This window comes from Mycobacterium adipatum (assembly GCF_001644575.1).
Taxonomy (GTDB): Bacteria; Actinomycetota; Actinomycetes; order Mycobacteriales; family Mycobacteriaceae; genus Mycobacterium; species Mycobacterium adipatum.
The window spans coordinates 1,905,000-1,931,630 of the sequence record NZ_CP015596.1 but is presented as its reverse complement, the minus strand read 5'-3'; the positions used below and the strand labels follow the sequence as shown (position 1 = coordinate 1,931,630).

Annotated in this window: 27 protein-coding genes; 12 read left to right on the top strand and 15 right to left on the bottom strand. The window is 68.4% G+C overall.

What is annotated here, in order from left to right; translation table 11 throughout:
• Positions 1-2: 2 nt before the first annotated feature.
• Genes A7U43_RS09220 through mca form a run of 3 tightly spaced genes read right to left on the bottom strand, consistent with a single transcriptional unit; the run spans position 3 to position 3,107 of the window.
• A complete protein-coding gene (locus tag A7U43_RS09220) occupies positions 3-2,015 on the bottom strand; it encodes a thioredoxin domain-containing protein (protein WP_067993849.1) in 2,013 nt (670 codons plus the stop codon).
• On the bottom strand, positions 1,987-2,244 hold the full coding sequence (locus tag A7U43_RS09215) for a hypothetical protein (RefSeq protein ID WP_067993845.1): 258 nt from the start codon (positions 2,242-2,244) through the stop codon (positions 1,987-1,989). The genes A7U43_RS09220 and A7U43_RS09215 overlap by 29 nt, the downstream gene beginning before the upstream one ends.
• A complete protein-coding gene (gene mca / locus A7U43_RS09210) occupies positions 2,241-3,107 on the bottom strand; it encodes a mycothiol conjugate amidase Mca (protein WP_067993840.1) in 867 nt (288 codons plus the stop codon). The genes A7U43_RS09215 and mca overlap by 4 nt, the downstream gene beginning before the upstream one ends.
• 95 nt (positions 3,108-3,202) lie before the next feature.
• Here mca and A7U43_RS09205 point away from each other — a divergent pair, with 95 nt between their 5' ends.
• From A7U43_RS09205 to A7U43_RS09195, 3 genes are all read left to right on the top strand, one after another.
• Positions 3,203-3,625 (top strand): DUF4307 domain-containing protein, encoded by a 423-nt coding sequence (locus A7U43_RS09205; RefSeq protein WP_067993837.1) that lies wholly within the window; start codon positions 3,203-3,205, stop codon positions 3,623-3,625.
• 204 nt (positions 3,626-3,829) lie between these two features.
• Complete coding sequence (gene greA, locus A7U43_RS09200) at positions 3,830-4,324, top strand: transcription elongation factor GreA (protein ID WP_067993834.1); 495 nt, start codon at positions 3,830-3,832, stop codon at positions 4,322-4,324.
• A 34-nt stretch (positions 4,325-4,358) separates the two neighbouring features.
• Entirely contained in the window at positions 4,359-5,033 is a 675-nt protein-coding gene (locus tag A7U43_RS09195; protein ID WP_067993831.1) for a GOLPH3/VPS74 family protein, read from the top strand.
• Here the strand turns inward: A7U43_RS09195 and A7U43_RS09190 are convergent.
• The 6 genes from A7U43_RS09190 to A7U43_RS09165 all read right to left on the bottom strand — a co-directional run bounded on the left by A7U43_RS09190 (position 5,030) and on the right by A7U43_RS09165 (position 11,652).
• The gene (locus A7U43_RS09190; protein ID WP_067993828.1) at positions 5,030-6,202 is read right to left on the bottom strand and encodes a cystathionine gamma-synthase; all 1,173 of its coding nucleotides are present in this window, start codon (positions 6,200-6,202) and stop codon (positions 5,030-5,032) included. The genes A7U43_RS09195 and A7U43_RS09190 overlap by 4 nt on opposite strands.
• 80 nt (positions 6,203-6,282) lie before the next feature.
• A complete protein-coding gene (locus A7U43_RS09185) occupies positions 6,283-7,275 on the bottom strand; it encodes a hypothetical protein (RefSeq protein WP_067993827.1) in 993 nt (330 codons plus the stop codon).
• A gap of 118 nt (positions 7,276-7,393) precedes the next feature.
• The gene (locus tag A7U43_RS09180; RefSeq protein ID WP_067993824.1) at positions 7,394-8,287 is read right to left on the bottom strand and encodes a DUF2189 domain-containing protein; all 894 of its coding nucleotides are present in this window, start codon (positions 8,285-8,287) and stop codon (positions 7,394-7,396) included.
• 117 nt (positions 8,288-8,404) lie between these two features.
• Positions 8,405-9,025 carry an RDD family protein gene (locus A7U43_RS09175; protein ID WP_067993821.1) on the bottom strand — a complete coding sequence of 207 codons (621 nt, stop codon included), beginning with the start codon at positions 9,023-9,025 and terminating at the stop codon, positions 8,405-8,407.
• Between the two features lie 156 nt (positions 9,026-9,181).
• Positions 9,182-10,576: a cystathionine beta-synthase gene (locus tag A7U43_RS09170; RefSeq protein ID WP_067993818.1), complete on the bottom strand. Its 1,395-nt coding sequence runs from the start codon at positions 10,574-10,576 to the stop codon at positions 9,182-9,184.
• A 29-nt stretch (positions 10,577-10,605) separates the two neighbouring features.
• Entirely contained in the window at positions 10,606-11,652 is a 1,047-nt protein-coding gene (locus A7U43_RS09165) for an alpha/beta hydrolase (protein WP_068002260.1), read from the bottom strand.
• A 196-nt stretch (positions 11,653-11,848) separates the two neighbouring features.
• Between A7U43_RS09165 and A7U43_RS09160 the strand changes: the two genes are divergently transcribed.
• From A7U43_RS09160 to purT, 3 genes are read left to right on the top strand one after another with little or no spacing between them, the layout of a single operon-like run.
• Complete coding sequence (locus A7U43_RS09160) at positions 11,849-12,802, top strand: SGNH/GDSL hydrolase family protein (protein WP_067993815.1); 954 nt, start codon at positions 11,849-11,851, stop codon at positions 12,800-12,802.
• Positions 12,803-12,849: 47 nt separating this feature from the next.
• Positions 12,850-14,067, top strand: a complete 1,218-nt coding sequence (locus tag A7U43_RS09155; protein ID WP_067993813.1) for an acetyl-CoA C-acetyltransferase — start codon at positions 12,850-12,852, stop codon at positions 14,065-14,067.
• A 1-nt stretch (position 14,068) separates the two neighbouring features.
• A complete protein-coding gene (gene purT, locus A7U43_RS09150; protein WP_067993810.1) occupies positions 14,069-15,253 on the top strand; it encodes a formate-dependent phosphoribosylglycinamide formyltransferase in 1,185 nt (394 codons plus the stop codon).
• A 40-nt stretch (positions 15,254-15,293) separates the two neighbouring features.
• Here the strand turns inward: purT and A7U43_RS09145 are convergent, their stop codons facing one another.
• Together A7U43_RS09145 and A7U43_RS09140 are read right to left on the bottom strand one after the other, a co-directional pair.
• Complete coding sequence (locus tag A7U43_RS09145; protein WP_067993808.1) at positions 15,294-16,145, bottom strand: endonuclease domain-containing protein; 852 nt, start codon at positions 16,143-16,145, stop codon at positions 15,294-15,296.
• A 195-nt stretch (positions 16,146-16,340) separates the two neighbouring features.
• A complete protein-coding gene (locus tag A7U43_RS09140; RefSeq protein ID WP_067993805.1) occupies positions 16,341-17,189 on the bottom strand; it encodes a Bax inhibitor-1/YccA family protein in 849 nt (282 codons plus the stop codon).
• Between the two features lie 186 nt (positions 17,190-17,375).
• Between A7U43_RS09140 and A7U43_RS09135 the strand changes: the two genes are divergently transcribed.
• The 3 genes from A7U43_RS09135 to A7U43_RS09125 are packed head-to-tail and all read left to right on the top strand — an operon-like array spanning position 17,376 to position 20,896.
• Positions 17,376-18,410, top strand: a complete 1,035-nt coding sequence (locus tag A7U43_RS09135; RefSeq protein ID WP_067993802.1) for an enoyl-CoA hydratase/isomerase family protein — start codon at positions 17,376-17,378, stop codon at positions 18,408-18,410.
• An 11-nt stretch (positions 18,411-18,421) separates the two neighbouring features.
• Positions 18,422-19,198 (top strand): enoyl-CoA hydratase, encoded by a 777-nt coding sequence (locus A7U43_RS09130; RefSeq protein ID WP_067993799.1) that lies wholly within the window; start codon positions 18,422-18,424, stop codon positions 19,196-19,198.
• 9 nt (positions 19,199-19,207) lie between these two features.
• Complete coding sequence (locus A7U43_RS09125) at positions 19,208-20,896, top strand: alpha/beta hydrolase (RefSeq protein WP_067993796.1); 1,689 nt, start codon at positions 19,208-19,210, stop codon at positions 20,894-20,896.
• On the opposite strand, the gene A7U43_RS09120 is transcribed toward A7U43_RS09125, so the two are convergent.
• Together A7U43_RS09120 and A7U43_RS09115 are read right to left on the bottom strand one after the other, a co-directional pair.
• Positions 20,873-21,262, bottom strand: coding sequence for a rhodanese-like domain-containing protein (locus tag A7U43_RS09120; RefSeq protein ID WP_067993793.1), 390 nt, complete (start codon positions 21,260-21,262; stop codon positions 20,873-20,875). The two genes, A7U43_RS09125 and A7U43_RS09120, sit on opposite strands and share 24 nt — an antisense overlap.
• A 4-nt stretch (positions 21,263-21,266) precedes the next feature.
• Positions 21,267-21,815, bottom strand: coding sequence for a cysteine dioxygenase (locus A7U43_RS09115; RefSeq protein ID WP_067993790.1), 549 nt, complete (start codon positions 21,813-21,815; stop codon positions 21,267-21,269).
• A gap of 115 nt (positions 21,816-21,930) precedes the next feature.
• Between A7U43_RS09115 and lpqV the strand changes: the two genes are divergently transcribed.
• Positions 21,931-22,353: a lipoprotein LpqV gene (lpqV, locus tag A7U43_RS09110; RefSeq protein WP_067993786.1), complete on the top strand. Its 423-nt coding sequence runs from the start codon at positions 21,931-21,933 to the stop codon at positions 22,351-22,353.
• Between the two features lie 75 nt (positions 22,354-22,428).
• The gene (locus A7U43_RS09105; protein WP_068002257.1) at positions 22,429-23,391 is read left to right on the top strand and encodes a patatin-like phospholipase family protein; all 963 of its coding nucleotides are present in this window, start codon (positions 22,429-22,431) and stop codon (positions 23,389-23,391) included.
• On the opposite strand, the gene A7U43_RS09100 is transcribed toward A7U43_RS09105, so the two are convergent.
• Positions 23,388-24,242 carry a patatin-like phospholipase family protein gene (locus A7U43_RS09100; protein ID WP_156526090.1) on the bottom strand — a complete coding sequence of 285 codons (855 nt, stop codon included), beginning with the start codon at positions 24,240-24,242 and terminating at the stop codon, positions 23,388-23,390. The genes A7U43_RS09105 and A7U43_RS09100 overlap by 4 nt on opposite strands.
• Before the next feature lie 54 nt (positions 24,243-24,296).
• A complete protein-coding gene (locus A7U43_RS09095; protein WP_067993783.1) occupies positions 24,297-25,346 on the bottom strand; it encodes an NAD(P)H-dependent amine dehydrogenase family protein in 1,050 nt (349 codons plus the stop codon).
• Between the two features lie 98 nt (positions 25,347-25,444).
• On the opposite strand from A7U43_RS09095, the gene A7U43_RS09090 reads away from it, so the two are divergent.
• Complete coding sequence (locus A7U43_RS09090) at positions 25,445-26,575, top strand: BTAD domain-containing putative transcriptional regulator (RefSeq protein WP_231963556.1); 1,131 nt, start codon at positions 25,445-25,447, stop codon at positions 26,573-26,575.
• Positions 26,576-26,631 lie beyond the last annotated feature (56 nt).

Below are 26,631 nucleotides of genomic sequence, written 5' to 3'. Positions count from 1 at the left end.
GGTTACACGGACCGCTTGAGCGCGGTCGCAAGATCTTCCACTGTGTGGACCGGCAGATCGCAGACCCGCCCGCGACACACGTAGGCCGCGTCGCGCCCACCCACCCGGTCGCGTCCGGCCAGCAACTCCGACGAGTCCATCGGCCCGCCGACCACCACCGCTCCTCCGGGCGCGAGCCTGCGTGCCGCGGCCAGCAACTCCGAGGTCGGCGGGTCACACGCCACCGCGATCTGCAGGGGCCCGCGCACGGCGGCCTCGGCGACCGCGAGCCAATGTCCGCCAGAGCGTGGGGCTTTCGCCAGCACGCTGGTCGCCGACGCCAGCGTGGCTTCGGCGGCAGCGGCGTAGCGCGGATCCCCGGTGAGGTGCGCCGCCAGCTGCAGGGCCTCAGCGACCGCGGACGCCCCCGACGGGGTGGCGCCGTCGAGCGGATCCGACGGTCGTAGCACCAGCGCCTCCGCGTCGTCGGCGGTATCGAACCAGCGACCCGGCCGGCCGGGTTCGGCGAAATGCTCCAGCACGGTGTCCAGCAGACCGGTGGCGGTGGTGAGCCAGGACGACCCGCCGGTGTGCTGGTACAGCCCACACATCGCGGTGATCAGCGACGCGTAGTCCTCCAAGACCGCCGGGCTCTCGCCGACCACACCGCCGAGGCTCGCGCGGCGCAGCCGTCCGCCGAGAAGATGCAGGGCCACCAGCTCACGCGCGCATACCGTTGCGGCGTCGGCGTATTCGGGTTTGCCCAACGCCACCGATGCCTCGATGAGCGCGGTGATGGCCAGGCCGTTCCAGGCCGTCACAACCAAGGCGTCACGACCGGGCTGGGGCCGCTGCGCGCGGGCAGCGAGCAACGCGGTACGCACCCGCTCGAAGCGGCCCCAGTCGTCGGGGTCGCAGCGCAGCTGCAGCACCGAGCTGCCGCGCTCGAAGGTGCCACTCGCCGTCACTCCGAAAAGCGCAGCGGCCCAGTCGGTGTCGTCGCCGAGAACATCGCGCAGCTGTGCGGGCGTCCACGCATAGGTCAGGCCCTCCACCCCGTCGGAGTCGGCGTCCAGCGATGAGGTGAACATGCCCCCCGCGCCGAGACCGTCGATGAGGAACCGGGCCGTCTCGTCGGCGATCCTGCGCGCCAACGGATTCCCGGTGACCCGCGCCCAGTGCGCGTAGAACCGCAGCAGCAGCGCGTTGTCGTAGAGCATCTTCTCGAAATGCGGCACCACCCAGGACGCGTCCACGCTGTACCGCGCGAATCCGCCGGCAAGCTGGTCGTAGATGCCGCCGCGCGCCATCGCCACGCCGGTCCGCTCCACCGTCGCGAGCACCTGCTCGGAACCGGTGCGTTCGTAGTGCCGCAACAGAGCTTCCAACAGTGTCGATGGCGGGAATTTGGGCGCTGCGTGCGCATTGTCGACGAAGCCGCCACGTTCGGTGTCCTCCGCACCCAGCACCGCGGCCACCGCGTCATCACACAGCCGGGGCGCAAGCGCGGGTCCCGACCCCGGCAGCCCGGTGCTCATCGCCCGCAGTTCGGCGGCGATATCGTCGGAGGCTTTCTCGACCTCGCCGCGCCGCTGCCGCCAGGTCTGCGTGACGGCCGCAACGAGCTGCAGGAAGCCATCCCTGGGGTAGTAGGTGCCGCAGAAGAAGGGGCGCCCGTCCGGGGTCAGAAAGCACGTCATCGGCCAGCCGCCCTGGCCGGTCAACGCGACGGTGGCATTCATGTAGATGGCGTCCAGGTCCGGACGCTCCTCGCGATCGACCTTGATGCAGACGAAATCGTCGTTGACCGCGGCCGCGACGTCTTCGGACTCGAAGGTCTCGTGCGCCATCACATGGCACCAGTGGCAGGCGGCATATCCGACGGACAGCAGGATCGGCACATCGCGGGCGGCGGCCTCGGCCAGCGCCTGCGCGTCCCACTGCCGCCAGTGCACCGGGTTGCCGGCGTGCTGACGCAGGTACGGGCTGGTCGCCTCGGCCAGGGTGTTACCCCTTGGGTTCGTCCTTGAACTCACCTGTTGTGCCCTCGTCGACGGCCTGGTCGGGTTCGGGATGCTCCGGGTCGAAGGATTCCGGCAGCTTCTTGAGGTGCCGGTTCATCGACCACACCAGCGCGAAGGTGCCGATCAGCAGCACCACCAGCACCAGCAGACCAACGGGGCTGGCCTTGCCGAAATCCGGGCCGGTCTGCCGCGGCCCCTCCTCGGCCAGCAGGCCGGCGGCGATCAGGAGTACATCTGTCATGTCTTGATCCCTGTGAAGAGGTCGGTCTCGGGCAGCTGCACCGGGACGCGGGACCGCGCGAGTTCGAATTCCTCGGTCGGCCAGAGCCGCTGCTGCCACTCCATCGGGGTGGTGAAGAAGAAACTCTTCGGGTCGATCTGCGTGGCGTGCGCGAGCAGTGCCTCGTCCCGCTGGGCGAAGAACTTCGCGCATTCCACCCGGGTGGTCACCCGCTGCTCGATCAGGTCCTCCTCGGCATCCCAGTTGTCCAGCCACTTGCCGAACGGGCCGTCCTGGCCATGCTTGGCGAACTCGTCCTGCAGCACCTGCATCCGCTGCCGCAGGAAACCGTGGTTGTAGTACAGCTTGGCCACCGCCCAGGGCTCCCCGGCGTCGGGGTAACGCACATGGTCGGCGGCCGCCTCGTAGGCGGCGACGGACACTTCGTGGCAGCGGATGTGATCCGGGTGCGGGTATCCGCCGTTCTCGTCGTAGGTGGTCAGGACGTGCGGGCGGAACTCCCGGATGACCCGCACCAGCGCCTCGGTCGGCCCGTCCAGCGGCACGGTGGCAAAGGACCCCTCCGGCAGCGGCGGCAACGGATCGCCCTCGGGCAGCCCGGAGTCCACATAGCCCAGCCAATGGTGCTCGACGCCCAGGATCTCGGCGGCCTTGGCCATCTCGTCCCGGCGCACCTCGTGGATGCGTCCGTGCACCTCGGGGATGTCCATCGCGGGGTTGAGGATGTCACCGCGTTCGCCGCCGGTGAGGGTCACCACCAGGACCCGGGCACCCTCGGCCGCGTAGCGGGCCGTGGTGGCCGCTCCCTTACTGGACTCGTCATCGGGGTGGGCGTGCACCGCCATCAAGCGCAATTCAGTCATAGTGTCTGATCCAACGAGGCGTCCCTCTCGCGTATGCCCACCGCTCTATAGTTCCAGTCGTAGTCGAACCAACTGACCGACGGGCACCCTTAACCTTGACCATCGAGCGTCCCACCGCCCGTTACGGGCGGCAAAAGTTGTCCCGACGCACCCGTCGCCGGGTGGGGATCGGGCTGTTCCTACTGATTGTGACGGTAGGTGTGGTGATCGCGCTCGTCGCGTTCCAGCGGTTCGGGGCCGATGTGAAGGGCGAGATCGGTGGCTATCAGATCATCGACGACGAGACGGTGGCGGTGACGATCACCGTCACCCGGGCCGATCCGTCGCGGCCCGCGGTGTGCATCGTGCGGGCCCGTTCCATCAACGGCGACGAGACCGGCCGCCGGGAGATTCTGGTGCCCCCGTCGACCGCCACCTCGGTGGTGATCGACGCGGTGGTCAAATCCACCAAACCGCCGGTCGTCGGCGATATCTATGGCTGCGGGATGGACGTGCCGGGCTATCTGGTGGCGCCCTAGAAACGTCCCCCCGGCGAACGGCGAACGGCGAAATCGTGAAAACCGCTCGACGCGTCGGTGGTAAGCTTGGCCGATACACGGTTCCGGCTGGAGCCGTGTATTGCTGCATTAGCGCGCTGCCACGGCGCCTGCGATCGCGGCGATACACGACCTTCCCACGCGATACAGCGCGCGAGAAAATACCAACGACAGGAGCGCGAGGACATGACCGACACTCAGGTCACCTGGCTGACCGAAGAGGCTTTCGACCGGCTGAAGGCGGAGCTCGATCAGCTGATCGCCAATCGTCCCGTCATCGCCGCCGAGATCAACGACCGCCGCGAAGAGGGCGACCTGCGCGAGAACGGTGGATACCATGCCGCCCGCGAGCAGCAGGGCCAGGAAGAGGCGCGCATCCGTCAGCTCCAGGAGCTGCTGAACAACGCCAAGGTCGGCGAGGCCCCCAAGCAGTCCGGCGTCGCACTGCCCGGCTCGGTGGTCAAGGTGCAGTACGGCGATGACAAGAACGACACCGAGACATTCCTGATCGCGACCCGCCAGGAAGGCGTCAGCGACGGCAAGCTGGAGGTGTACTCGCCCAAGTCTCCCCTGGGTGAGGCGCTGCTCGACGCCAAGGTCGGCGACACCCGCAGCTACACCATTCCCAACGGCAGCACCGTCACGGTGACCCTGCTCAGCGCGGAGCCCTACCACTCCTGAGATCGTCCGCCGCAGCGGACGATAGGTTTCACCGGTGGCCCAGATCGCCGAGGACCTGTTCCTGCTGCTGCTCGACAACGCGTCGGGACGGCCCGGCCTGGACCGACGGCGCAGGCAACGCGTTCTCGGCGCGGCCACCCTGCTGGATCTGGCCTGGTCCTGCCGTGTCCGGCCGTCGGTCGAGGGTGAACCGGCCGGGCGCCTGATCGCGCTGACCGGGACGGGCCCGCTGGATCCAATCACCGGACCGGCCCTGGAGTTGCTCTCGCAACGGCCGTTGAAGCCGGCGGCGGCGATCACCAAACTCAGCAGGCACACCGAGGACCGTCTCGTCGCACACCTGGAGCGCAGCGCGCAGATCCGCCGGATCCCGTTGCCGTCCAAGAGTTTCACGAAGTGGGCCGCGTCCGCGGAACCGGTGCTGCCACTGGTGAACCGCGACCGCGCCGGCCCGGCGCGGTCGGCGCTGCTGTCGGCCCTGTTCGACCGCCGCCCGCCGGCCCCGCCGACAGCGGCCATCATCTCGCTGCTGCACGCCACCGACGGTCTCGGGGCGCTGCTGAGCCTCAACGACCGCGGCTGGCGCTGGGTGCACGCCCGCGCCGGCGAGATCGCACTGGGCAGCTGGGTCGACGAGTCACCGACCGGACTGCCGGAGATCAACCTGGCCGTCACGGTGTCTGCGCTGCGGCCGGCCCTGGGCTCCTAGCGCAGCGCCTGCTCCAGATCGCCGAGCAGGTCGGCGGCCTCCTCGATGCCCACCGACAGCCGGACCAGATCCTCGGGCACCTCCAGTTGGGACCCCGCCGTCGAGGCGTGGGTCATCGCGCCGGGATGCTCGATCAGGGATTCCACCCCACCGAGGGATTCGGCCAGGATGAAAATCTCGGTCCGGGCGCAGAAATCCTGGGCCGCGGCCCGGCCGCCGCGCAGGCGCACCGACACCATGCCGCCGAAGCCGGACATCTGCTTGGCGGCCACCTCGTGGTTGGGGTGGCTGGGCAGGCCGGGATAGAGCACCGATTCGATGGCCGGATGCTCGACCAGGAACTCGGCGACCTTGGCGGCGTTCTCACTGTGCCGTTGCATGCGCAGCACCAGGGTCTTGAGCCCGCGCATGGTCAGGTAGGCGTCGAAGGGTCCGGGGACGGCGCCCGCGCCGTTCTGCAGGAAGGCGAACGCGGTGTCGAGTTCCTCGTCGCTGGTCAGCAGCGCGCCACCGACCACATCGGAATGCCCGCCGATGTACTTCGTCGTCGAGTGCAGCACGATATCGGCGCCCAGGGTCAGCGGCCGCTGCAGCGCCGGCGAGGCAAAGGTGTTGTCCACCAGCAGCTTCGCGCCCGCCCGGTGGGAGATCTCGGCGATCCCGGCAATATCGGCGACCGACAGCAGCGGGTTGGTGGGTGTCTCGACCCAGACCAGCTTCGTCGTCGCGGTGAGCGCGGCCGCCACCGCGTCCAGATCCGACAGCGCCACCGGCGTGTACGCAATGCCCCACTGGGTGAACACCTTGTCGATCAGGCGGAAGGTACCGCCGTAGGCGTCGTCGGGGATCACCACGTGGTCGCCGGGGCGCAGTAGGGCACGCAGCGCGCAGTCGGTGGCAGCCATCCCCGAGGCGAAGGCCCGGCCGTAGTCGGCCTCCTCCACGGCGGCCAGCGACGCTTCCAGCGCGGCGCGGGTGGGGTTGCCGGTGCGGGCGTATTCGTAACCGCCGCGCAGGCCACCGACGCCGTCCTGGGCGAAGGTGGAACTGGCGTAGATCGGGGCGTTCACGGCGCCGGTGGCCGGATCGGGCCGGAACCCGGCGTGGATGGCCCGGGTCGCCAGACCCTGCCACCGGTGTGCGTCGTGCGCGCTTCGCTGTTCACCCATGCGGATCAGGGTAGTGGGGACCCGAAACACGAAACGGGGTGGACCGTTGCCGGCCCACCCCGTCCCGTGCGTTACCGCGTTTATGGCGTCAGCGGTGCAACCTGTCCGCCGGTCAGGCGCCGGAAGGCGTACACCTCGAACAGGATCGCGACCGGTGCCGCGACCAGCAATCCGACCAGGCACACGAAGGAGCCGACGGACAGCATCACCGAGAACAGCAGCCAGACGATCAGCACCTGGACGAAATTGTTCTTGGCGATATCGATGCTCATCTTGATCGCGTCGATGGCCGACAGGTTGCGGTCCAACAGCGCGACGGTGGTGAAGAACGCGAAGATCGACACGATGAGGCCCGGGATGTAGCACAGGGCGCTACCGATCGAGGTCGCGATGCCGACGAGCACGGTGGCGATGATGACGGGGCCGATCAGGCGGGGCTTGAAGAACGAACCCGCGGTCACCGGAACGCCGTTGGCGATGTCCAGGATGCCGCTGATATAGGCCGACGAGATCGCCGCCAGCAGCACCAGCAGCACCAGACCGCCGAGCGCCAGCACGATGAAGCTGGCCACGCCGAAGCCCGCGCTGTACTCGTAGCTGAAGCCCGAGTCATAGCTGTCGTAGGTGGTCACGCCGCTGGGGGCCAGCGCGAAGGCCAGACCGTAGACGATGCCGCCGACGATGCCCACGATCAACGCGTAGACCAGGGTCGGGACGATCAGCGCGGCCGCGTTCTTGCTGAACTTGTTCCAGGCCCACGAGAACGCCTCACCGACGCCGAACTGTGCCGGCGCCCCGGGGTATCCGGCCGGCGGGTATCCGCCGGGCGGCGGCGGTGCATAACCGCCCTGCGGCGGTGGCGGGTATCCGCCGGGGGGTGGGGGCGGCGGATACCCGCCCTGCGGGGGTGGCGGGTAACCACCCTGCGGGGGTGGCGGATAGTTGCCCTGCGGGGGCGGCGGGTAATCCCCTTGCGGCGGCGGGTAATTGCCGGGCGGGGGGTAGTTCCCCTGCGGCGGGACGTTCTCGGGCGGCGGCGGATATCCGCCGGGCGGGGGTGGTGGTTGAGTCATGTCACCTTCTCGTGCGACTGGTAGCTGACAATGGAACTCCGGTCCGCGCCAGAACTGCGCGGACCGACGCCTGGGGTGAGCCTATGACACTCTGGCACGCCTGCGGCGTTCATGATCACTATGGTGTCGGCGGTGCCACATATCCACCGCTGAGCTTGCGGTAGGCGTACACCGTGATCAGCGCGATCATCGGGTACGCGACGACGAGGCCGACCAGGCAGGCCAGCACACCGAGGATGCCGACGCCGATGGTGGTCAACCAGGTCAGTGCCGTCGGACCGAAATTCGCCTTGGCGATGGCGAAGCTGGCGCGCAGGCCCTCGACGCCGGACACATTCCGGTCGACGACGACGGCCGTGGTGAACAGCAACAGGATGGTGGCGATGACACCCGGGACGATGCACAGCAACACACCGATGCCCACGATGATGCTGGACAGAACCGAGGCGATGATGACGTTGACGACATTGCGCGGCGTGAAGAACGACCCGATCTGCACCGGTTGCCCGTTGGCGATGTCGAGCATGCCGCCGATATAGGCCGACTGCACCACCGCCGCCACGATCACCGTCACGACGGCGCCGATGATGGAGACCACGATCCCGCCGAGCCCCAGCGAGATGCTCGCGGCGTAACCGTCACCGTAGGACGTGCTGTCCACCGTGCTGAACGCCGAGGTGATCGTCTGGATCACGGTCTGCAGCACGGCGTAGACCACCCCGAACACCAAAGTGGGCACCAGGATCGCCGTGACGTTCTTGCTGAACTTGTTCCACGCCCAGGAGACGGCTTCTCCCACGCTGTAGGCGGGGGCGCCGGGCGGCGGGTAGTTGCCCGGCGGCGGGTAACCGGGCGGCGGGTAATTGCCTTGCGGCGGCGGGTAATACTGCGGCGGCGGCGGGTAGCCACCTGGCGGCGGGTAGTTGCCCTGCGGCGGCGGGTATCCGCCCGGCGGCGGGACGTTCTCCGGGGGTGGTGGGTAACCGCCCGGCGGGGGTGGTGGCTGGGTCATGGCGCCTTCTCTTCGCGTCGAGGTTTGAAGTGAACCGCCGTGGTCGTAGTGAAAACCTTTCCCGCAGCGGCGAATCCGCGGTCCAGCGTGTCCGGTGAAACGGTGTTCGTACGAATCTCAGAGGGGCAGGCAGACCGTCTTGATGATCTTGTCGGCGATCGTCTGGCGCTTGGCATCCCACAGCGGGAACAGGTAGCCGATGTAGCAGATGATGGCGTCCACCACATGCGCGATCTGACGCACGATCGACATGCCGAATCCGATTGGCTGGCCGGTGCTTTCGCTGACCACCTTGAACTTCAGGATGCTCTTGCCGATGCTGGAGCCCGTTGTCCCCTGCCGGTAGCCGTAATTCCAGATGACGAAGGCGAGCGCCAGAATCCAGGTGATCGCGAAGGACACCTGGCCCAGCGTCGAAGCGCCGGTGGCGCAGAACTCACCGAGATCGTATTCGGAGGTGTCGGTCACACACACCGTCTCCCGGGTTCCCAGCAGCAGGCCGTAACCGATGCCCTCCAGGATGGCCACCGGCAGGATGTCGATGATCCACGCCAGCACGCGCGTCAACCACGGCGTGTACGCCTCTTTCGGCAATCCGGCACCGGGCGGCGGACCACCGTAACCGCCACCCGGGGGCGGCGGGGGGAATCCACCCTGCGGGGGCGGCGGGTACCCACCGGGCGGTGGGGGCGGAGGCGGCGGGTAATTCCCGGGAGGTGGTGGCGGTTGCTCGGTCATCGGGCGCCTTCCAGGTCAGGAAATTAGCTGGTTCTGCGGCGTGTAACCCTACCGGAGAAAAAGGCCGGTGTGGCGGCACTAACACCAACTTCATCGACCGGATACGACCGCGCCGCACACCGTGTTTGCCAACGCAATCAGTGCGATTCGCCCACCCTAGCGATGCGCGGCGCTCTCGGACAGCGATCCCAACAGGTCATGGCGGGTCAGCACGCCGATCGGCTTGCCGTCCTCGACGACCATGACAGCGTCGCTGTCCCGCAGCTCTTTTGCCGCGGTTCCGAGTAGTTCACCGGATCCGATCAGCGGCAGGGGCTCACTCATGTGCAGCGCCACAGCGTCGGCCAGCTTTGCCCGTCCTTCGAAAACCGCTGACAGCAGCTCCCTTTCGGACACACTGCCCGCCACCTCGCCGGCCATCACCGGAGGTTCGGCGCCCACCACCGGCATCTGCGACACCCCGTACTCGCGCAGGATGCTGATGGCGTCGCGCACCGTCTCGGACGGATGGGTGTGCACCAGATCCGGCAGTTCACCGGACTTGCGGCGCAACACCTCTCCGACCGTGACGTCGTCGACGGAACCGTCCAGCCTGCTGCGCAGGAAACCGTACGAGGACATCCAGGCATCGTTGAAAACCTTTGACAGGTAACCGCGTCCACCGTCGGGGAGCAGCACCACCACCACGGCGTCGGGTCCGGCCTCCTCGGCGACCTTCAGCGCGGCCACCACCGCCATCCCGCACGATCCGCCGACCAGCAGGGCCTCCTCGCGGGCCAGTCGCCGCGTCATCTCGAAGGAGTCGGCATCGGACACCGCGATGATGCGGTCCGGGACGGCGGGATCGTATGCGCTGGGCCAGAAATCCTCGCCGACGCCTTCTACGAGGTACGGGCGACCGGTACCGCCCGAATAGACCGACCCCTCCGGATCGGCGCCGATCACCTGGACGCGGCCGCCGGACACCTCCTTGAGGTAGCGACCGGTGCCGGTGATGGTGCCACCGGTGCCCACACCGGCGACAAAGTGCGTGATCTTGCCGTCGGTATCGGCCCAGATCTCGGGACCGGTGGTCTCGTAATGGCTCTCCGGCCCCATCGGGTTGGAGTACTGGTCGGGTTTCCAGGCCCCCTCGATCTCCTCGACCAAACGGTTGGACACGCTGTAATAGCTGGCCGGGTCGTCCGGGGCGACGGCGGTGGGGCACACCACCACTTCGGCACCGTAGGCGCGCAGCACATTCCGCTTGTCCTCGCTGACCTTGTCCGGGCAGACGAACACGCAGCGGTAACCGCGTTGTTGCGCGACCAGGGCCAGCCCCACCCCGGTGTTACCGGAGGTGGGTTCGACGATGGTGCCGCCGGGCTTGAGCTCGCCGGAGGCCTCGGCGGCGTCGATCATCTTGATCGCGATCCGGTCCTTGGAGCTGCCGCCCGGGTTGAGGTACTCGATCTTCGCGGCGACCAGGCCCGACCCCGGTGCGACCACCGAGTTCAGCTGGACCAGCGGGGTATTGCCGATGAGCTCACTGATGTGCCTGGCGATGCGCATACCACCATGGTCTCAGGCCGGCGATCGGCTCACCACGTCGCCTCTCGAATGTAGTCACCGATCTGACGCAGCGACCGGGTCGCCTCGTTGACCAGCGGTGAACACAGCTGGAACACGTGCATCTGACCGGGCCAGATGCGCACCTCGACCGGGACGCCGGCCTCGGCCAGCATCCGCGCGGCCTTGCGCGCGTCGTTGAGCAGCACCTCCGACCCGGAGACGTGGATGAGGGTGCGCGGCAGCCCGGGTTCGATGTTCTGCAGCGGCTCGTAGACCTCTTCGCCGTGCCGCGCGGCGACCGTGCCGATCATGTCGACCAGGGCGTCGAACGCCTTCGGCGGGAACATCGCATCGGTGCGGGCGTTCGGGTGCTGGGTGCGGTGCGTGTTGTCGATCTCGAACAACGGGGACATGGTCACGACAGCGGCCGGCACCTCGGGCTCGATACCCTCGGCCTGCAGCCGCTGGGCCAGCGCCAGCGCCAGGTATCCACCCGCCGAGTCACCGGCGAGCACGATGTTCTCCGGCGCGTACCCGGTCAGCCGCAGCCACCGGTAGGCGTCGTAACAGTCGTCGAGGGCCACCCCGATCGAGTGCTTGGGGATCATCCGGTAGTTCACGACGAACACCGGGCTGTCGGCGAATTTCGACAGCTCCGTGGTCAGGCGGCCATGCGTGTTCACGCCGCAGGACAAAAAGGCCCCGCCGTGCAGGTAAAGAACGACGCTGCGCATGCCGTCGGCGGGCAGCACGCCGGCGGCGCGGACGAGTTGGGCCGTGCAGTTCGGCAGCGCGATGGTGGCGCGGACCGTGCCGGGGGCCGGCCGCAGCACCCGCGCGGCGAAGTCGACGATGCCGAAGGGCCAGGGCAGCTTGGGGACATGGCTACCGATTGCCAGAGTTGGCCGGATGGTCATCATGGCAACCAGTCCGGCGATCCGGCCCGCGATGCTGGCGCCGTCCTCGACGACCTCGACGGGGCGCCAGTCACCGACCGGGAATCGCCGGGATTGCCGCGCTCTAACTGGGCTTATCGCCGTGCGCGGTGAACCTGAGACCTTGCTTGGTGCCGTCATCGCCACCACTTCCTACGCCGTTGTAGTACCCGTTGCGGATATTTACTTAGCCAACCGGGGTAACTTAGCTTGCGCTCGCGTCAATCGGTTCAACAATCAAAGAATCCGTTTGGTTCCGGAGTTGATACCCCACCGTGACCGCGCCCACTCCTCGACAACACTGACATTGCCGAAATCGGCTTTTAGTATCGATTTCGTGGGCAGTCGCGCATCGAGCATCGCCCTGGCAGCCGCAGCCTTGGCGTCAACGGGTTCGGCCTATGTCGGGGCACGCAACCTGCTGAGCGGGCAGGCCGATCAGGCCCGCCGGGTGATACCCAAGTCCTGGGACGTCCCGCCGCGCGCCGACGGTGTCTATGTCGCCGGGGGCGGCCCGGTGCAGCGATGGACCCGCGACGTCCCCTTCGACCTGCACCTGATGATCTTCGGCGACTCCACCGCCACCGGATACGGCAGTTCCTGCGCCGACGAGGTGCCCGGTGTGCTGCTGGCCCGTGGCCTCGCCGAGGAATCGGGCCGACGGATCCGGCTGAGCACCAAGGCGATCGTCGGCGCGACCTCCAAGGGGCTCTCGGGACAGATCGACGCGATGTTCGTCGCGGGGCCGCCCCCGGATGCCGCGGTCATCATGATCGGCGCCAATGACATCACCAAACCCAACGGCACCTGGCCCTCGGCACGCCGGGTCGGCCGCGCCGTGCAGCGCCTGCGCGCCGCTGGTGCCGTGGTGGTCGTCGGGACCTGCCCCGATTTCGGCGTCATCAAGGCGATCCCGCAGCCGCTGCGCTGGGTGACGCGCAGTCAGGGACTGCGGCTGGCCCGGGCGCAGGCCGCCGAGGTGCGCGCGGCCGGCGGGGTCCCGGTGCCGTTCTCGGATCTGCTGGCACCGGACTTCTACAAGGCCCCCGAACTGCTGTTCTCCCCCGACATGTTCCACCCGTCCGGGGCGGGCTACCGGCTCGCCGCCCAGCAGTTGCTGCCCGCGTTGTGTAATGCGCTCGGCGACTTCGTCTCTGACGCGCCGGCCGAGGCGGCGCTGGAATCGCGCACCGATGACGGTGCCACCGTGCTGCCCCGGATCGCCAACCTGACTCGGCTGTGGCGTCGCACAACCGGGGTCCCCGCACCCATCGTGGTGTCGGCGGGCTAGGTTTCTTGCAACACGTTGCATATGTACTTGAGTCCTGAGGAGCCGTCATGCCCGAAGCCGTCATCGTCGCCACCGCCCGCTCCCCCATCGGACGCGCCGTCAAGGGTTCGTTGGCCACCATGCGACCCGACGATCTGGCTGCCCAGATGGTGCGCGCGGTCTTGGACAAGGTGCCCTCGCTGGATCCCCGCGATATCGACGACCTGATGATGGGCTGCGCCCAGCCCGCGGGCGAGGCCGGCTACAACATCGCCCGCGCGGTCGCCGTCGAACTCGGCTACGACTTCCTGCCCGGCACCACGGTGAACCGGTACTGCTCGTCGTCGTTGCAGACCACCCGGATGGCCTTCCACGCGATCAAGGCCGGCGAGGGGGACGTGTTCATCTCCGCCGGTGTGGAGACCGTGTCGCGCTTCGGGGTCGGCGCCGCCGACGGTGCCCCCAACAGCAAGAACGCGCTGTTCGACGAGGCGCAGGCGCGCACCGTCAAGCAGGCCGAAGACGAGTCCACCTGGCACGACCCGCGCGAGGACGGCCTCATCCCGGACGTCTACATCGCGATGGGCCAGACGGCCGAGAACGTCGCCACCTACACCGGTATCAGCCGCGAGGACCAGGACCACTGGGGTGTGCGGTCGCAGAACCGCGCCGAGGAGGCCATCAAGAGCGGCTTCTTCGAGCGCGAGATCTCACCGGTGACGCTGCCCGACGGCACCGTCGTCTCCACCGATGACGGCCCGCGTGCCGGCACCTCCTACGACAAGATCAGCCAGCTCAAGCCGGTGTTCCGCGCCAATGGGACGATCACGGCGGGCAACGCCTGCCCGCTCAACGATGGCGCCGCGGCCGTCGTCATCATGAGCGACACCAAGGCCAAGGAGCTGGGGCTGACCCCGCTGGCGCGCATCGTGTCCACCGGGGTGTCCGGGCTGTCGCCGGAGATTATGGGCCTGGGCCCGATCGAGGCCATCCGCAAGGCACTGGGCAAGGCCGGCAAGACCATCTCCGATATCGACCTGGTCGAGATCAACGAGGCCTTCGCCGTTCAGGTGATCGGATCGGCCCGCGAGCTCGGCATCGACGAGGACAAGCTGAACGTCTCCGGCGGCGCGATCGCGCTGGGGCACCCGTTCGGCATGACCGGCGCCCGCATCACCGCAACCCTGCTGAACAACCTGGCCACCCACGACAAGACCTTCGGCATCGAGTCGATGTGCGTCGGCGGCGGCCAGGGTATGGCGATGGTCGTGGAGCGGCTGTCCTGATTTGACCAGTCTCGGAACACCACTGTCCCCGCACGCCACCCGGGTCATGCTGCTCGGCTCGGGTGAGCTCGGCCGCGAAGTCCTGATCGCGCTGCAGCGCCTCGGCGTCGAAACCATCGCCGTCGACCGCTACCCGAACGCGCCGGGGCACCAGGTCGCGCACCATGCGCGCGTGCTGGCGATGACCGACCCGGACGCGCTGCGCGAACTCATCGAGACCGAGCGGCCGGATCTGGTGGTGCCCGAGATCGAGGCCATCGCGACGCCGGTGCTGGAAGAGCTGGAGGCCGCCGGTGCGGTGCGGGTGATCCCGACCGCCCGGGCGGCCCGCTTGACGATGGACCGCGAGGGTATCCGGCGGCTGGCGGCCGAGACGCTGGGCGTGACCACCAGCCCGTACCGGTTCTGCGATTCGTTGGCCGAGCTGCAGGCGGCGGTCGACGAGATCGGCTATCCGTGTGTGGTGAAGCCGGTGATGAGCAGTTCGGGCAAGGGGCAGAGCAAGATCGACGGCCCGGACGGCGTCGCGCCGGCCTGGGAGTACGCGATGTCCGGTAGCCGGGTGAGCAACACCCGGATCATCGTCGAGGGGTTCATCGACTTCGACTACGAGATCACGCTTCTCACGGTGCGCGCGGTGGGCGGGACCCAATTCTGCGAGCCCATCGGCCACAAGCAGGTCAGCGGTGATTACGTGGAGAGCTGGCAGCCGCATCCGATGTCGGCCGCCGCACTGCGGCGCGCCCAGCAGATCGCCGCCGCGGTGACCGACAACCTCGGCGGGCAGGGCATTTTCGGCGTCGAACTGTTCGTGAAGGGTGACGACGTCTGGTTCAGCGAGGTCAGTCCGCGCCCGCACGACACCGGCATGGTGACGATGGTGACGCAGTGGCAGAACGAGTTCGAGCTGCACGCCCGCGCGATCCTCGGACTGCCCGTGGACACCACGCTGAGGACACCCGGTGCGAGCGCGGTGATCTACGGCGGGGTGGACGCCGAGGGTGTCGTCTTCGACGGGGTGGATGAGGCTTTGGCGGTGCCACGCACCGATATTCGGCTGTTCGGCAAGCCGGAGAGCTTCGTGAAACGCCGGATGGGGGTGGCATTGGCCTACGACGCCGACGTCGACGTGGCCCGCGCCAATGCCGTCGAGGCGGCGAGCCGGGTCCGCCCCACTTCTCGCTGACTCTGCGCCCATGGCGCAAAAGTGCGAGTAGCCCACGCCCTCAACGCAGAGTCAACGCGGAAAGCCGGCGCCACTCCCGCTCCACACGAGCGATGATGCTGGGACGCCGTTGGCCCGCCGCCACTCTGACGACGCTCCACCCGAGGCCGGCGATGTAGTCGTGTCGCTCGATGTCGTAGGCGAGTGCCTCCGCGTGTTGCACCCCGTCGTATTCGACGGCCAGCTTTCGGTCCTCCCACCCCATGTCCAGGTAGTACTTGGCGTAGCCGGCCGGATCGAGGACGGGAATCTGCGTGCGCGGCCGCGGAAAACCGTCCTCGGTCAGCATCAGTCGGAGCCACGTCTCTTTCGGAGACTGTGCACCGCCGTCGGCCAGCTCAAGCGCCCGCTCGAGTTGCCGCAGTCCCCTGGTATGACGATGACGTTCGGCTACCCCACGCACATCAGCCGGTGTCAGGCCGGTAGCCCGGATCAACGCGTCCAGGCGTGCGACGGCATCGCCCATCCGGCCGCGTCGACCGAGATCGAATGCGGTGCGGTGGGCCGTGGTGACCGTCATCCCGTCGAGCACCAGCACCTCGCCGTCGAGCAGGAGGTCGTGCCGGGTGATGACCTGCCGCGGCGCGCGGGCATTCGGCCAGATGAGCTCGATCGGCGCATCATCGGCAACCCAGTCGGCGCCATGCAGTGCTGACGCTGCCGCACCCGCGATCACCGATTCACGTCCGGACCACAACCACGCCGCCATGGTGCGCTGTCGCAGCGTGAGCGCGGCACGCTTGTCGGCATACACGTCGGGCAGTACGGCGCGGTAGTACTTGCGTAGCTCGTGCCGGCTGAGTGCACCTGCCGCCAATGCCTCACTACCGATGAAGGGCGCGGAGATGTCCATGACTGGACCGTGCCGACCCGAGCCGACAGGCACACGGCCGGCCGTGATCGTCGGACGCGCCCTGTGCATCGATCCGCGACTGTGGATATGTCGACTCTGCGCGGACGGCGCAAAAGTGCGAGTAGCCACCGCCCTCACCGCAGAGGCAACGAAAAAGGGCGCCCCGTGCGGGACGCCCTTTCTCTGGCCGGACTGCTAGTCGTTGTTGAAGTAGCTCAGCAGACGCAGGATCTCCAGGTACAGCCACACCAGGGTGACCATCAGACCCAGGGCGACGCCCCATGCGGCCTTCTCCGGGGCACCGGCGCGGATCATCTGATCCGCGGCGTCGAAATCGATGAGGAAGCTGAACGCCGCCAGCGCGATACACAGCAGCGAGAAGCCGATCGCGATGGCGCCACCGTCGCGCAGGCCCATGCCCGCACCGCCGCCGACACCGAACATGCCGAGCACCAGGTTCATCAGCATCAAGGCAACCACACCGAAGAGGCCGGCAACGATCATCCGGGTGAACTTCGGGGTGACGCGGATGGCACCGGTCTTGTAGACCACCAACATGCCGAAGAACACGCCGAGCGTGCCGACGATCGCCTGGGCGATCATGCCGACGCCGCCGACCGAGGCCAGGTTGGCGATGATGAAGGACACCGCACCGAGGAACAGGCCCTCCAGCGCGGCGTAGCTCAGCACGATGGCCGGATTGTCCTGCTTACGCCCGAAGGTCGCGATGAGGACGAGCGCCAGGCCACCGAGCGCACCCACCAGGGTGAACGGCGTGGCCAGAGCGAGGTTGGTGCTCACCATGTAGTAGGAGACGACGGCCACCGCGGTCAGGATCGCCAGGCTGATGCCCGTCTTGGTGACGACGTCGTCGATGGTCATCGGCCGTGCGACGCCGGCCTGCTGCTGATCGGGGTACTGGGTTGCGTAGGGCTGCGCCTGTACCTGCTGCGCACCGAAGCTTGCGGCTCCGGTACCGAACTGCGCGTATCCGCCCTGCCCCTTGGGCAGTGATCGGAATACCGGGTTGCTGCTTTCGCGCACCGTAGGTCCTCTCCTTCAGTACTGGTGGTTCGATTGACGAACACACGGTCAACGATCAACGCACCGAACAGGTTCCCACGCCCAGCCAGTGACGACTGAGAAAGTTCTCAGGAAACGTCCAGGTTGATCTTCGTGCAAACCCTACCCGTCGCACGTCACGCCGGGGCTACGAACTAGATTGCAGTCGTGGCAGAAAACGAGGACATCCTAGTAAGTGTCCGCAACGGCGTCGGGATCGTCACGCTGAACCGTCCCAAGGCGATCAATTCGCTCAACGACGTGATGGTCGCCGGCCTCCAGCAGGCGCTCACGACCTGGGAGAACGACGACTCCGTGCGGAGCGTGCTGCTCACCGGCGCCGGCGAACGCGGCCTGTGCGCCGGCGGTGACGTGGTGGCCCTGCGTCAGAGCGCCCTCGGCGACGGCTCCTTCGCACGCCAGTTCTGGTCCGACGAGTACCGGCTCAACGCCCACATCGGCCGCTACCGGAAGCCCTACGTCGCCGTCATGGACGGGATCGTGATGGGCGGCGGTGTCGGTGTCGGCGCGCACGGCAACGTCCGCGTGGTCACCGACAAGACGAAGATGGGCATGCCCGAGGTCGGTATCGGCTTCATCCCCGATGTCGGCGGCACCTACTTGCTCGCGCGCACGCCGGGATTGCTCGGCCTGCACGCCGCCCTGACCGGCGCCCCCTTCTCCGGTGCGGACGCCATCGCCCTGGGCTTCGCCGACCATTTCGTTCCGCACGAGCGGCTCCACGATTTCACCGAGGCCGTCATCACCGACGGGCACGAGGACGCACTGAACTCCTACGCCGAGGAGCCACCGCCCAGTGCACTGCTGGCCCAACGTGACTGGATCGACAGCTGCTACGCCGGTGACACCGTGGCCGATATCCTCGACGATCTGCGCGCCCATGATGAGCAGGCCGCCCGTGACGCCGCCGACTTGATCGCCACCCGCTCCCCGATCGCCCTGTCCGTGACGCTCACCGCGGTGCGACGCGCGGGGCACCTCAGGACCCTGGAAGAGGTGCTGCAGCAGGAGTTCCGGGTGTCGGTGGCCTCGGCCAAGTCGCATGATTTCGTCGAGGGCATCCGCGCCCAGCTGGTCGACAAGGACCGCAATCCGCAGTGGTCGCCGGCCACGCTCGCCGAGTGCGATGATGCGGCGATCGACGCCTACTTCGCTTCCGCCGAACCCGATCTCACGTTCTGAAGGACACTCCGATGACTGATTACCAGACCATTCTGCTGACCCGCGACGGCCGGGTGGCCACCATCACGCTGAACCGGCCCAAGGCCCTCAACGCGCTCAACAGCCAGGTCATGCACGAGGTCACCTCCGCCGCAGCCGAGCTCGACGCCGACCCCGGTGTGGGCGCGATCATCCTGACCGGCAGCGAGAAGGCGTTCGCCGCCGGCGCCGACATCAAAGAAATGGCCGACCTGTCCTTCGCCGATGTGTTCAGCCAGGACTTCTTCGCGCTGTGGGGCGCATTCGCCGCCACCCGCACCCCCACCATCGCCGCGGTCGCCGGCTACGCCCTGGGCGGTGGCTGCGAGCTGGCGATGATGTGCGATCTGCTGATCGCCGCCGATACCGCCAAATTCGGCCAGCCCGAGATCAAGTTGGGCGTGCTGCCCGGCATGGGCGGCAGCCAGCGCCTGACCCGCGCCATCGGCAAGGCCAAGGCGATGGACCTGATTCTCACCGGCCGCACCATCGACGCCGCCGAGGCCGAGCGGGCCGGCCTGGTCTCCCGGGTCGTCCCGGCCGAGCGCCTGCTCGACGAGGCGAACGCCACCGCCGCGACCATCGCCGGGATGTCGCTGTCGGCCGCCCGGATGGCCAAGGAGGCCGTCAACCGCGCCTTCGAGTCGACGCTGGCCGAGGGCCTGCTCTACGAGCGGCGGATCTTCCACTCGGCGTTCGCGACCGAGGACCAGAAGGAAGGCATGGCCGCGTTCACCGAGAAGCGCGCGGCGAACTTCACCCATCGCTAAAGTCGAGCGGTGAATGTCACCGCCACGGAACCGGACACCACCGAAGCGCCGGTCACGCGCGCCTGGTGGAGCAGGCACTACACCTTCACCGGTACCGCGGTCGGGCTGGTGTTCATCTGGCTGTCGCTGACCCCGTCGCTGTTACCGCGCGGTCCGCTGTTCCAGGGACTGGTGAGCGGCGCGGCCGGCGGTATCGGCTACGGCCTGGGGGTTTTCGGCGTCTGGTTGTTCCGCTACATGCTGTCGTGGGAGCACACGGCCAGGCCACCGAAGTGGGCCTGGCTGGCCCTGCTCGTGGTCGGCGTCATCGGGCAGATCGCGGCGATCGTCTACTTCCACGTCTGGCAGGACGACATCCGCGACCTGATGGGCGTACCCCGGCTCGGGTTCTGGGATCACCCGCTGACCGCGGTGCTGGGCATCGTGTTCCTGTTCGTGTTCGTCGAGATCGGCCAGCTGGTGGGCAGATTGGTCCGTTACCTGGTGCGCCAGCTGGAGCGGGTCGCGCCCCCGAGGGTGTCCGGCGTGGTGGCGGTGGCCCTGGTCCTCGCGCTGGCCATCGCACTGCTCAACGGCATCGTGGTCCGTTTCGCCATGAGCACCATCAACAGCACCTTCGAGAACGTCAACAACGAGGATGATCCCGACAATCCGGCCCCCACAACCGCTTTGCGCTCCGGCGGACCGCAGTCGCTGGTCAGCTGGGAGTCGCTGGGGCATCAGGGTCGCAACTTCGTGGCGGGCGGCCCGTCGGTGGCCGAGCTCACCGAGTTCAACGGCTCTCCCGCCACCGAACCGATCCGCGCCTACGCGGGGCTGAACTCCGCCGACGGCATCAAGGCCACCGCCAAGCTGGCCGCCGAGGAGTTGCGGCGCACCGGCGGGCTGGAACGCGATGTCATCGCCGTCGCCACCACCACCGGTACCGGCTGGATCAACGAGGCCGAGGCCTCCTCGCTGGAGTACATGTACAACGGCGACACCGCGATCGTGTCGATGCAGTACTCGTTCCTGCCCAGCTGGATCTCCTTCCTGGTCGACCAGGAGAACGCCCGGCAGGCCGGCCAGGCATTGTTCGAAGCCGTCGACGCGCTGGTGCGCGAGTTGCCCGAAAATGATCGACCGAAGTTGGTGGTGTTCGGCGAGAGCCTCGGCTCGTTCGGCGGCGAGGCCCCGTTCCTGGCCCTGAACAACCTCATCGCCCGCACCGACGGCGCGCTGTTCTCCGGTCCCACGTTCAAGAACACCATCTGGACCAACCTCACCATCAATCGCGATGAGGGCTCCCCGCAGTGGCTGCCCATTTTCGACAAGGGCGAGAACGTCCGGTTCTCGGCCATCGCCGCGAAAGACCTCGGCCGACCCGACGACCCATGGGGACAGCCGCGGGTGGTGTATCTGCAGCACGCCTCGGACCCGATCGCATGGTGGAACCCCGATCTGCTGTTCGCCAAACCCGACTGGCTCAAAGAGCCGCGCGGCTACGACGTCTCCCCGCGGATGGAGTGGATCCCGGTGGTGACCTTCCTGCAGGTGTCCGCGGATATGGCGGTGGCCGTCGATGTGCCCGACGGGCACGGCCACGTCTACGTGCGCGATGTCGCCAATGCCTGGGCGGCGATCCTGCAGCCCCCGGGCTGGACGCCGGAGAAGACCGAGCGGCTGCGCCCGACCCTACGTTCCGACGAGAGCAGCTGAGGTCAGTTCGTCCGGCAGCGCCTGATAGCCGCCGATGACATCGGTGGCCCGGTGCAGCCCCAGGTCGTGTAACGCGGCGGCGGCGAGGCTGGACGTAAAGCCCTGCGAGCACAGCACGATCCATTCGACGTCATCGCCGACGGCCTCGGGGATGCGGGCGTCGCTGGTGGGGTCGAGCCGCCACTCCAGGTGATTGCGCTCGATCACCAACGCACCGGGCACCTCGCCTTCGGCGGCCCGCTGCCAGCCCGGCCGGATGTCGACGAGCAGGGCGCCGCGCCGCAACGCGGCGGGCACGTCGGCGGCCTCGATCCGCTGCAACCGGGCCCGGGCGGCGTCGAGCATGACATCGATACGACTGGGCATGTGACTATTCCTCCGGAGCATCGGTGAGTTCGGTCCGGCTGCGGCGCAACGTGTTCCGCTCGGTCACCCGGTAATAGGACATCGCCGACAGCGGCGGCGAGTAGGCGTGCACGCTCAGGGTCACCGGGGCGGGGCTGCGCCGATTGCCCGCCGCGTCGCTCGCCCCTGGGGCCCACACCACATCGTGCACCCAGCCCAGCGGGAAGCCGGCCTGGTCGCCGGCCGCCAGCTCGCGGTCACGCAACCCCGTTCCGTCCCAGCGGGTCTCCCGCAAGGCTCCGGACACCACCGTCAGCGCACCCAGCGAGCCGCCGTGATCGTGCAGTTCGGTCGCTTTGCCGGGCACCCAGCTGATCAGCCAGATGTCGAGTTCGTCGTCACCGTGGAGGCGGCGGTACCAGCGCTCGTCGGTGGGCAGCCGGGCACCGGCCAACAGCCGGTCGTAGCGGCCGGACAGCACATCGTCGGCGCTGCGGTCGGTCGCGGCCAGCAGATCGGGCACGCGCAGTCGGGTCGGCGCCGAGACGGCGGGCGAAAGGGTGGGGGTGACCATGAAGGGACTCCAGGGAACGGAAACGGGTGGGTGGGTCGGCGCTCACACAGCCCGACAACAACCCCAGAACCCGGTGGTCTCCGTCATGGCCGCGAGTGTTGCATAGATTGGCGGTATGCGCCGCTACCCGATCCTCGTGACCGCTGCCGCCGCGATCGTCCTGACCGGGTGCTCGCCCAGCGCCGAGGAACCGGTGACCGGCACCACCACCACGAGCACCGCCGCCGCGGAGACCACGCCGCCGGCGCAGCCCGGTGAGGTGCCCGACGGCGCCGTGCAGGTGTCCCCGGGCGGCGTGACGACCGGTGTCGGCGCTCCGGCGGATGCCACCGAATCGGGCTATGGCCAGGCCTGTCTTGCCGCGCGGGCCTGGTTCGACCAGCAGCGGGGCACCGTCGAGGCGTACCTGCAGACGGTGCAGGCCCCCGGCGCGTCCGGTCCGGGCAGCTTCAACATCGCCTGGGCGGATTTGACCCCTGGGCAGCAGGCCGCCGTCATCATGGCCGCCTACGCCGCGGCGAACGCGGAGTGCGGCTGAGGTTCGAATCACGGCGAGGCCAAGTCCGCCCTCCCGGGCCGCCCGTGGCGGCGCGGGGTGCACCACAATGAGGGCATGCGAATCGCGCTGGCACTGGGCAGCGGGGGTGCGCGCGGTTACGCGCACATCGGGGTGATCAACGAACTGACCGAGCGGGGCTACGACATCGTCGGCGTCGCCGGGTCGTCGATGGGGGCGCTGGTGGGCGGGTTACACGCCGCCGGCAAGCTCGACGAATTCGCACAGTGGGCGGGATCGTTGACCCAACGGGCGGTGCTGCGGCTGCTGGATCCGTCGCTGACGTCACCGGGTGTGCTGCGGGCCGAGAAGATCCTCGACGCGGTGCGCGACATCCTCGGCGACGTCACCATCGAGTCGCTGCCCATCCCCTACACCTCGGTGGCCACCGATCTGATCGCCGGCAAGTCGGTGTGGCTGCAACGCGGACCGCTCGACGATGCCATCCGGGCGTCCATCGCGATCCCCGGCATCTTCACCCCGCACGTCCTCGACGGCCGGCTGTTGGCCGATGGCGGCATCCTGGACCCGCTGCCGATGGCCCCGCTGTCGGCGGTCAACGCCGACCTCACCATCGCGGTGAGCCTGTCCGGGGGCGACCCCGCGGTCCGGTTGAGTGAGCCCGAACCGCGGGTCACCACCGAGTGGCTGGGCCGGATGTGGCGCAGCACAACGGCGTTGCTGGACACCGCCACGGCCCAGCGGGTGATGGACAGTCCGGCCGCCAAGTCGGTGTTGAGCAGGTTCAGCAGTTCGCTGGACGACGCCGCCGACGTTCCCGAACCGCTGAGCGACAGCGGACTTCCCGCGCTGCCGCGGCTGGGCAGCTTCGAGATCATGAACCGCACCATCGATATCGCCCAGTCGGCGCTGGCTCGGCACACGCTGGCCACCTATCCGCCGGATCTGCTCATCGAGATCCCGCGCAACGCGTGCCGCAGTCTGGAGTACCACCGCGCCGAGGAGGTCATCGAGATCGGCCAGGAGTTGGCCGCGGCGGCCCTCGACGCGCTCGGTTAACCGGCCAGGAACGCCGCGAGGGCCGGCGCCACCCGACGCCCCTGGCCGCGTCCGGCGATCGCGGAGGGCCGCCGGCACTGCGGGTCCAGCGGGTTGCGGCCGAACGCGGCAAGCGCGTCAGCGTCGGCGAACACCGCGAACGCCGCGCCCGAGAATGCCCCGATCTCCTCGGCCGGCCCGGCGCCGAACGGCGACGGCGCGGTCTCGCCGGCGGGCACCAGCACCACCGCTGCCGCGCAGTCCGCGGCGGCCGCCATGTTGACGGTGCTGCCCACCCCGCCGTCCATGAAGGTGCGGTCCCCGATGGTGACCGCCGGCCAGGCGCCCGGGACCGCGCAACTGGCGGCGACCGCGTCGACCAGTGCGACGCCCGAATCGGCGGTGAAGACCACCAGTTCAGCAGTCGCGGTGTCGGTGGCGGTGATCCGCAGATCCCGGTCCGGCCAGTCGTGCGACGGCAACCGGTGCGCGATCACCTCGCGGCGCACCCGCTCGGGAACGGTGTCGGCGGCCAGCGCGATCCCGCCGATACGACGCAGCCGCTCCAGGGTGCTGCCGGGGGCACCGAGCGCACCGATGAACACCTCGGTGAGCTCGTCGATGGTGACCCCGGGGTCGATCTCGTGGGACTCCTCGGCAAGCTGGCGCGCATACAGCTCGGCCGGGGATGCGCCACCGCCGAGTTGGGCCGCCACCGCCGAGCCGGCCGAGGTGCCCAGCAGGACATCGGCATTCAGCAGCCTCTCGGCGATCTGTGGCGCCACGTCGGCGATCCCGGTCAGCACACCTGTCTCCCAGGCGATACCCGCCAGGCCCCCGCCACCCAGAATCAGTGCACGTGTCATGGTCAGCCAGTGTGCCAGCACGCGCCGATCCGATGATTGCCCGACCGCCGGCGGCCCTGACTATCTCAGCTCGGGCGCGGCCTTCGCGCTGAGCAGCGGCAGATCCAGATAGGTCGCGATACCGGGCGGTGCGGCACAGACCGCCGGGATGGAGTTGACACAGTGCGCCGCAGTCGCGACGACGCCGGGCTCCGGACCCTCCTCGCCCACCTCACCTTGAAAACCTTTGATCGACACCGTGAAATCGGGATTGCCGCGCACCTCCATCTCATAGCGCTGCCCCTCGGGCCCGAAATCCCATGCCGGGGCCAGGTTCTCCTCCCCCATCAGCCAATTGACCGTCACCCGCACCACCACCCGGTCACCGACGACAGCCTCCCAATGGAACTTGCGGGCCGCCACCTGACCCGGTTCGATGATGCCGATCGGTGAGTCGATGGGCGCGGTTGCCACGGCGATCTCCTGTCGGGCAACAATTTTCGGATCGGCGTTGAACCCGAACTCGTCGACGCACATCCGCACGGCCTGGATGAACCCGCCGTCGAGCAGTTTCTGCATCGGTCCGGACAACGCCTTGTCCGGGGTGTCACCGAACCCCATGACGTGGCGGACCACGTCGGGGGCGTGGTAGGTGCGCAGGTCGGAGAACTCCTCGGCCCGGACGAAGGTCACCCCGGTGGACATCGCCGAGAACAGCAGCGGGAACTTCTCGCTGATCCCGCCGGGGGCGATGCCGGTGCCGTGCAGCGTTGCATTGCCGGCCAGGCCGGCCTCGCGCAGCGCTGCGCCCTGTTTCTCGCCCGGATAGACCCAGCCGACCGGGGTGACGACGTTCTTTCCCGACCGCAGCAGGGCGGCCACCTCGTCGGGGTTGGGCATCAGCGGCGCGTAGACGACTGCGTCCGCGTCGAGCGCCAGAATCTCCTCGACGCTGGTGGTCGCGGCGACTCCCAGCGCTTCGCCGCCGATGAGTTCGCCGACGTCGCGCCCGTGCTTGGCCGGCGAATGCACCCAGCAACCGACCAATTCCAGGTCGGGATGCTCGAGCACACCCTTGATCGCGGCGACACCGACGCCGCCCGTGGCCCACTGCACAACCCGCAATGCCATGACTCGCCCTTTCGCAAAACTAGAACACGTTCTACCACTGCCGGGGTGGTGTGCGTGGGCATCCGGGCACAATGGTGAGCCATGAAAGGCGGACGTCGGTGAGCGGTGGCGCGGACTTCGGGGTGCTCGGCCCGCTGCAGTTGTGCATCAACGGTGCGCCGGTGGCGCTGGGGACACCCAAGCAGCGCGCCGTGCTGGCCATGCTGGTGATGAGCCGCAATCGTCCGGTCAGCAGCGACGCCCTGGTCGGTGCGGCGTGGGAGCAGTTCCCGCCGCCCGAGCCCAAGGCCAGTCTGCATGCCTACATCTCCAATCTGCGCAAGCTGATCAGTGGTGGCGGTGCCGATGGCCGGATGATCCTGGCCAGCGCCCCACCGGGCTACCGGCTCACCGTGACCGATGACGGCTGCGATCTCGGTCGCTTCGTGACGGCCAAGAATGCCGGCGTGCAGGCCGCCGCGGCCAACCAGTTCGAACAGGCCAGCAGCCACCTGGCCGCAGCGCTGGCGCAGTGGCGCGGACCGGTACTCGACGACCTGCGCGATTTCGAGTTCGTCGGCCCGTTCGCGACCGCCCTCGTCGAGGACAAAGTCGTCGCGCACACCGCGCACGCCGAGGCCGAGATCGCCTGCAACCGAGGCCATGCCGTCATCGGGACGCTGGAATCACTGGTCACCCAGTATCCCTACCGCGAACCGCTGTGGGCACAACTGATCACCGCCTACTACGTCAGCGAGCGGCAATCCGACGCGCTGGAGGCCTACCAGCGCCTGCGCCGCACCCTGGCCGAGGATCTCGGCATCGACCCCGGCCCGACGGTGCGCGCACTGTCCGAACGCATCCTGCGCCAGGAACCGATCAACACCCGGCAGGCCGCGCGCACCACGGCCGTGCACAAGATCAACATCGACATGCGCACCGCGACGGGCGCACAGTCGGCCCCCGCGCAGATGCGGTCGGCCTCCGGACGGATCTACCCACTGCTGTCGGCGGCCACCCGGATCGGGCGTCTCCCCGACAACGACATCGTGCTCGACGACGTGAGCGTCAGCCGCCACCACGCGGTCATCGTCGACACCGGCACCAGTTATGTCATCACCGACCTGCGCTCGGCCAACGGAATCGAGGTGGCCGGGCAGCGAATCCGCGGCACCGCGACCCTCACCAGCGGTGACCGAGTCCGGGTGTGCGACCACGAATTCGTGTTCGAGATCGTGGCGGCCCGCTGAGCTTGCGGGGTGCGCGTTCTGCGGAACCGATAATGTGATGGGCCGACACACCGAGT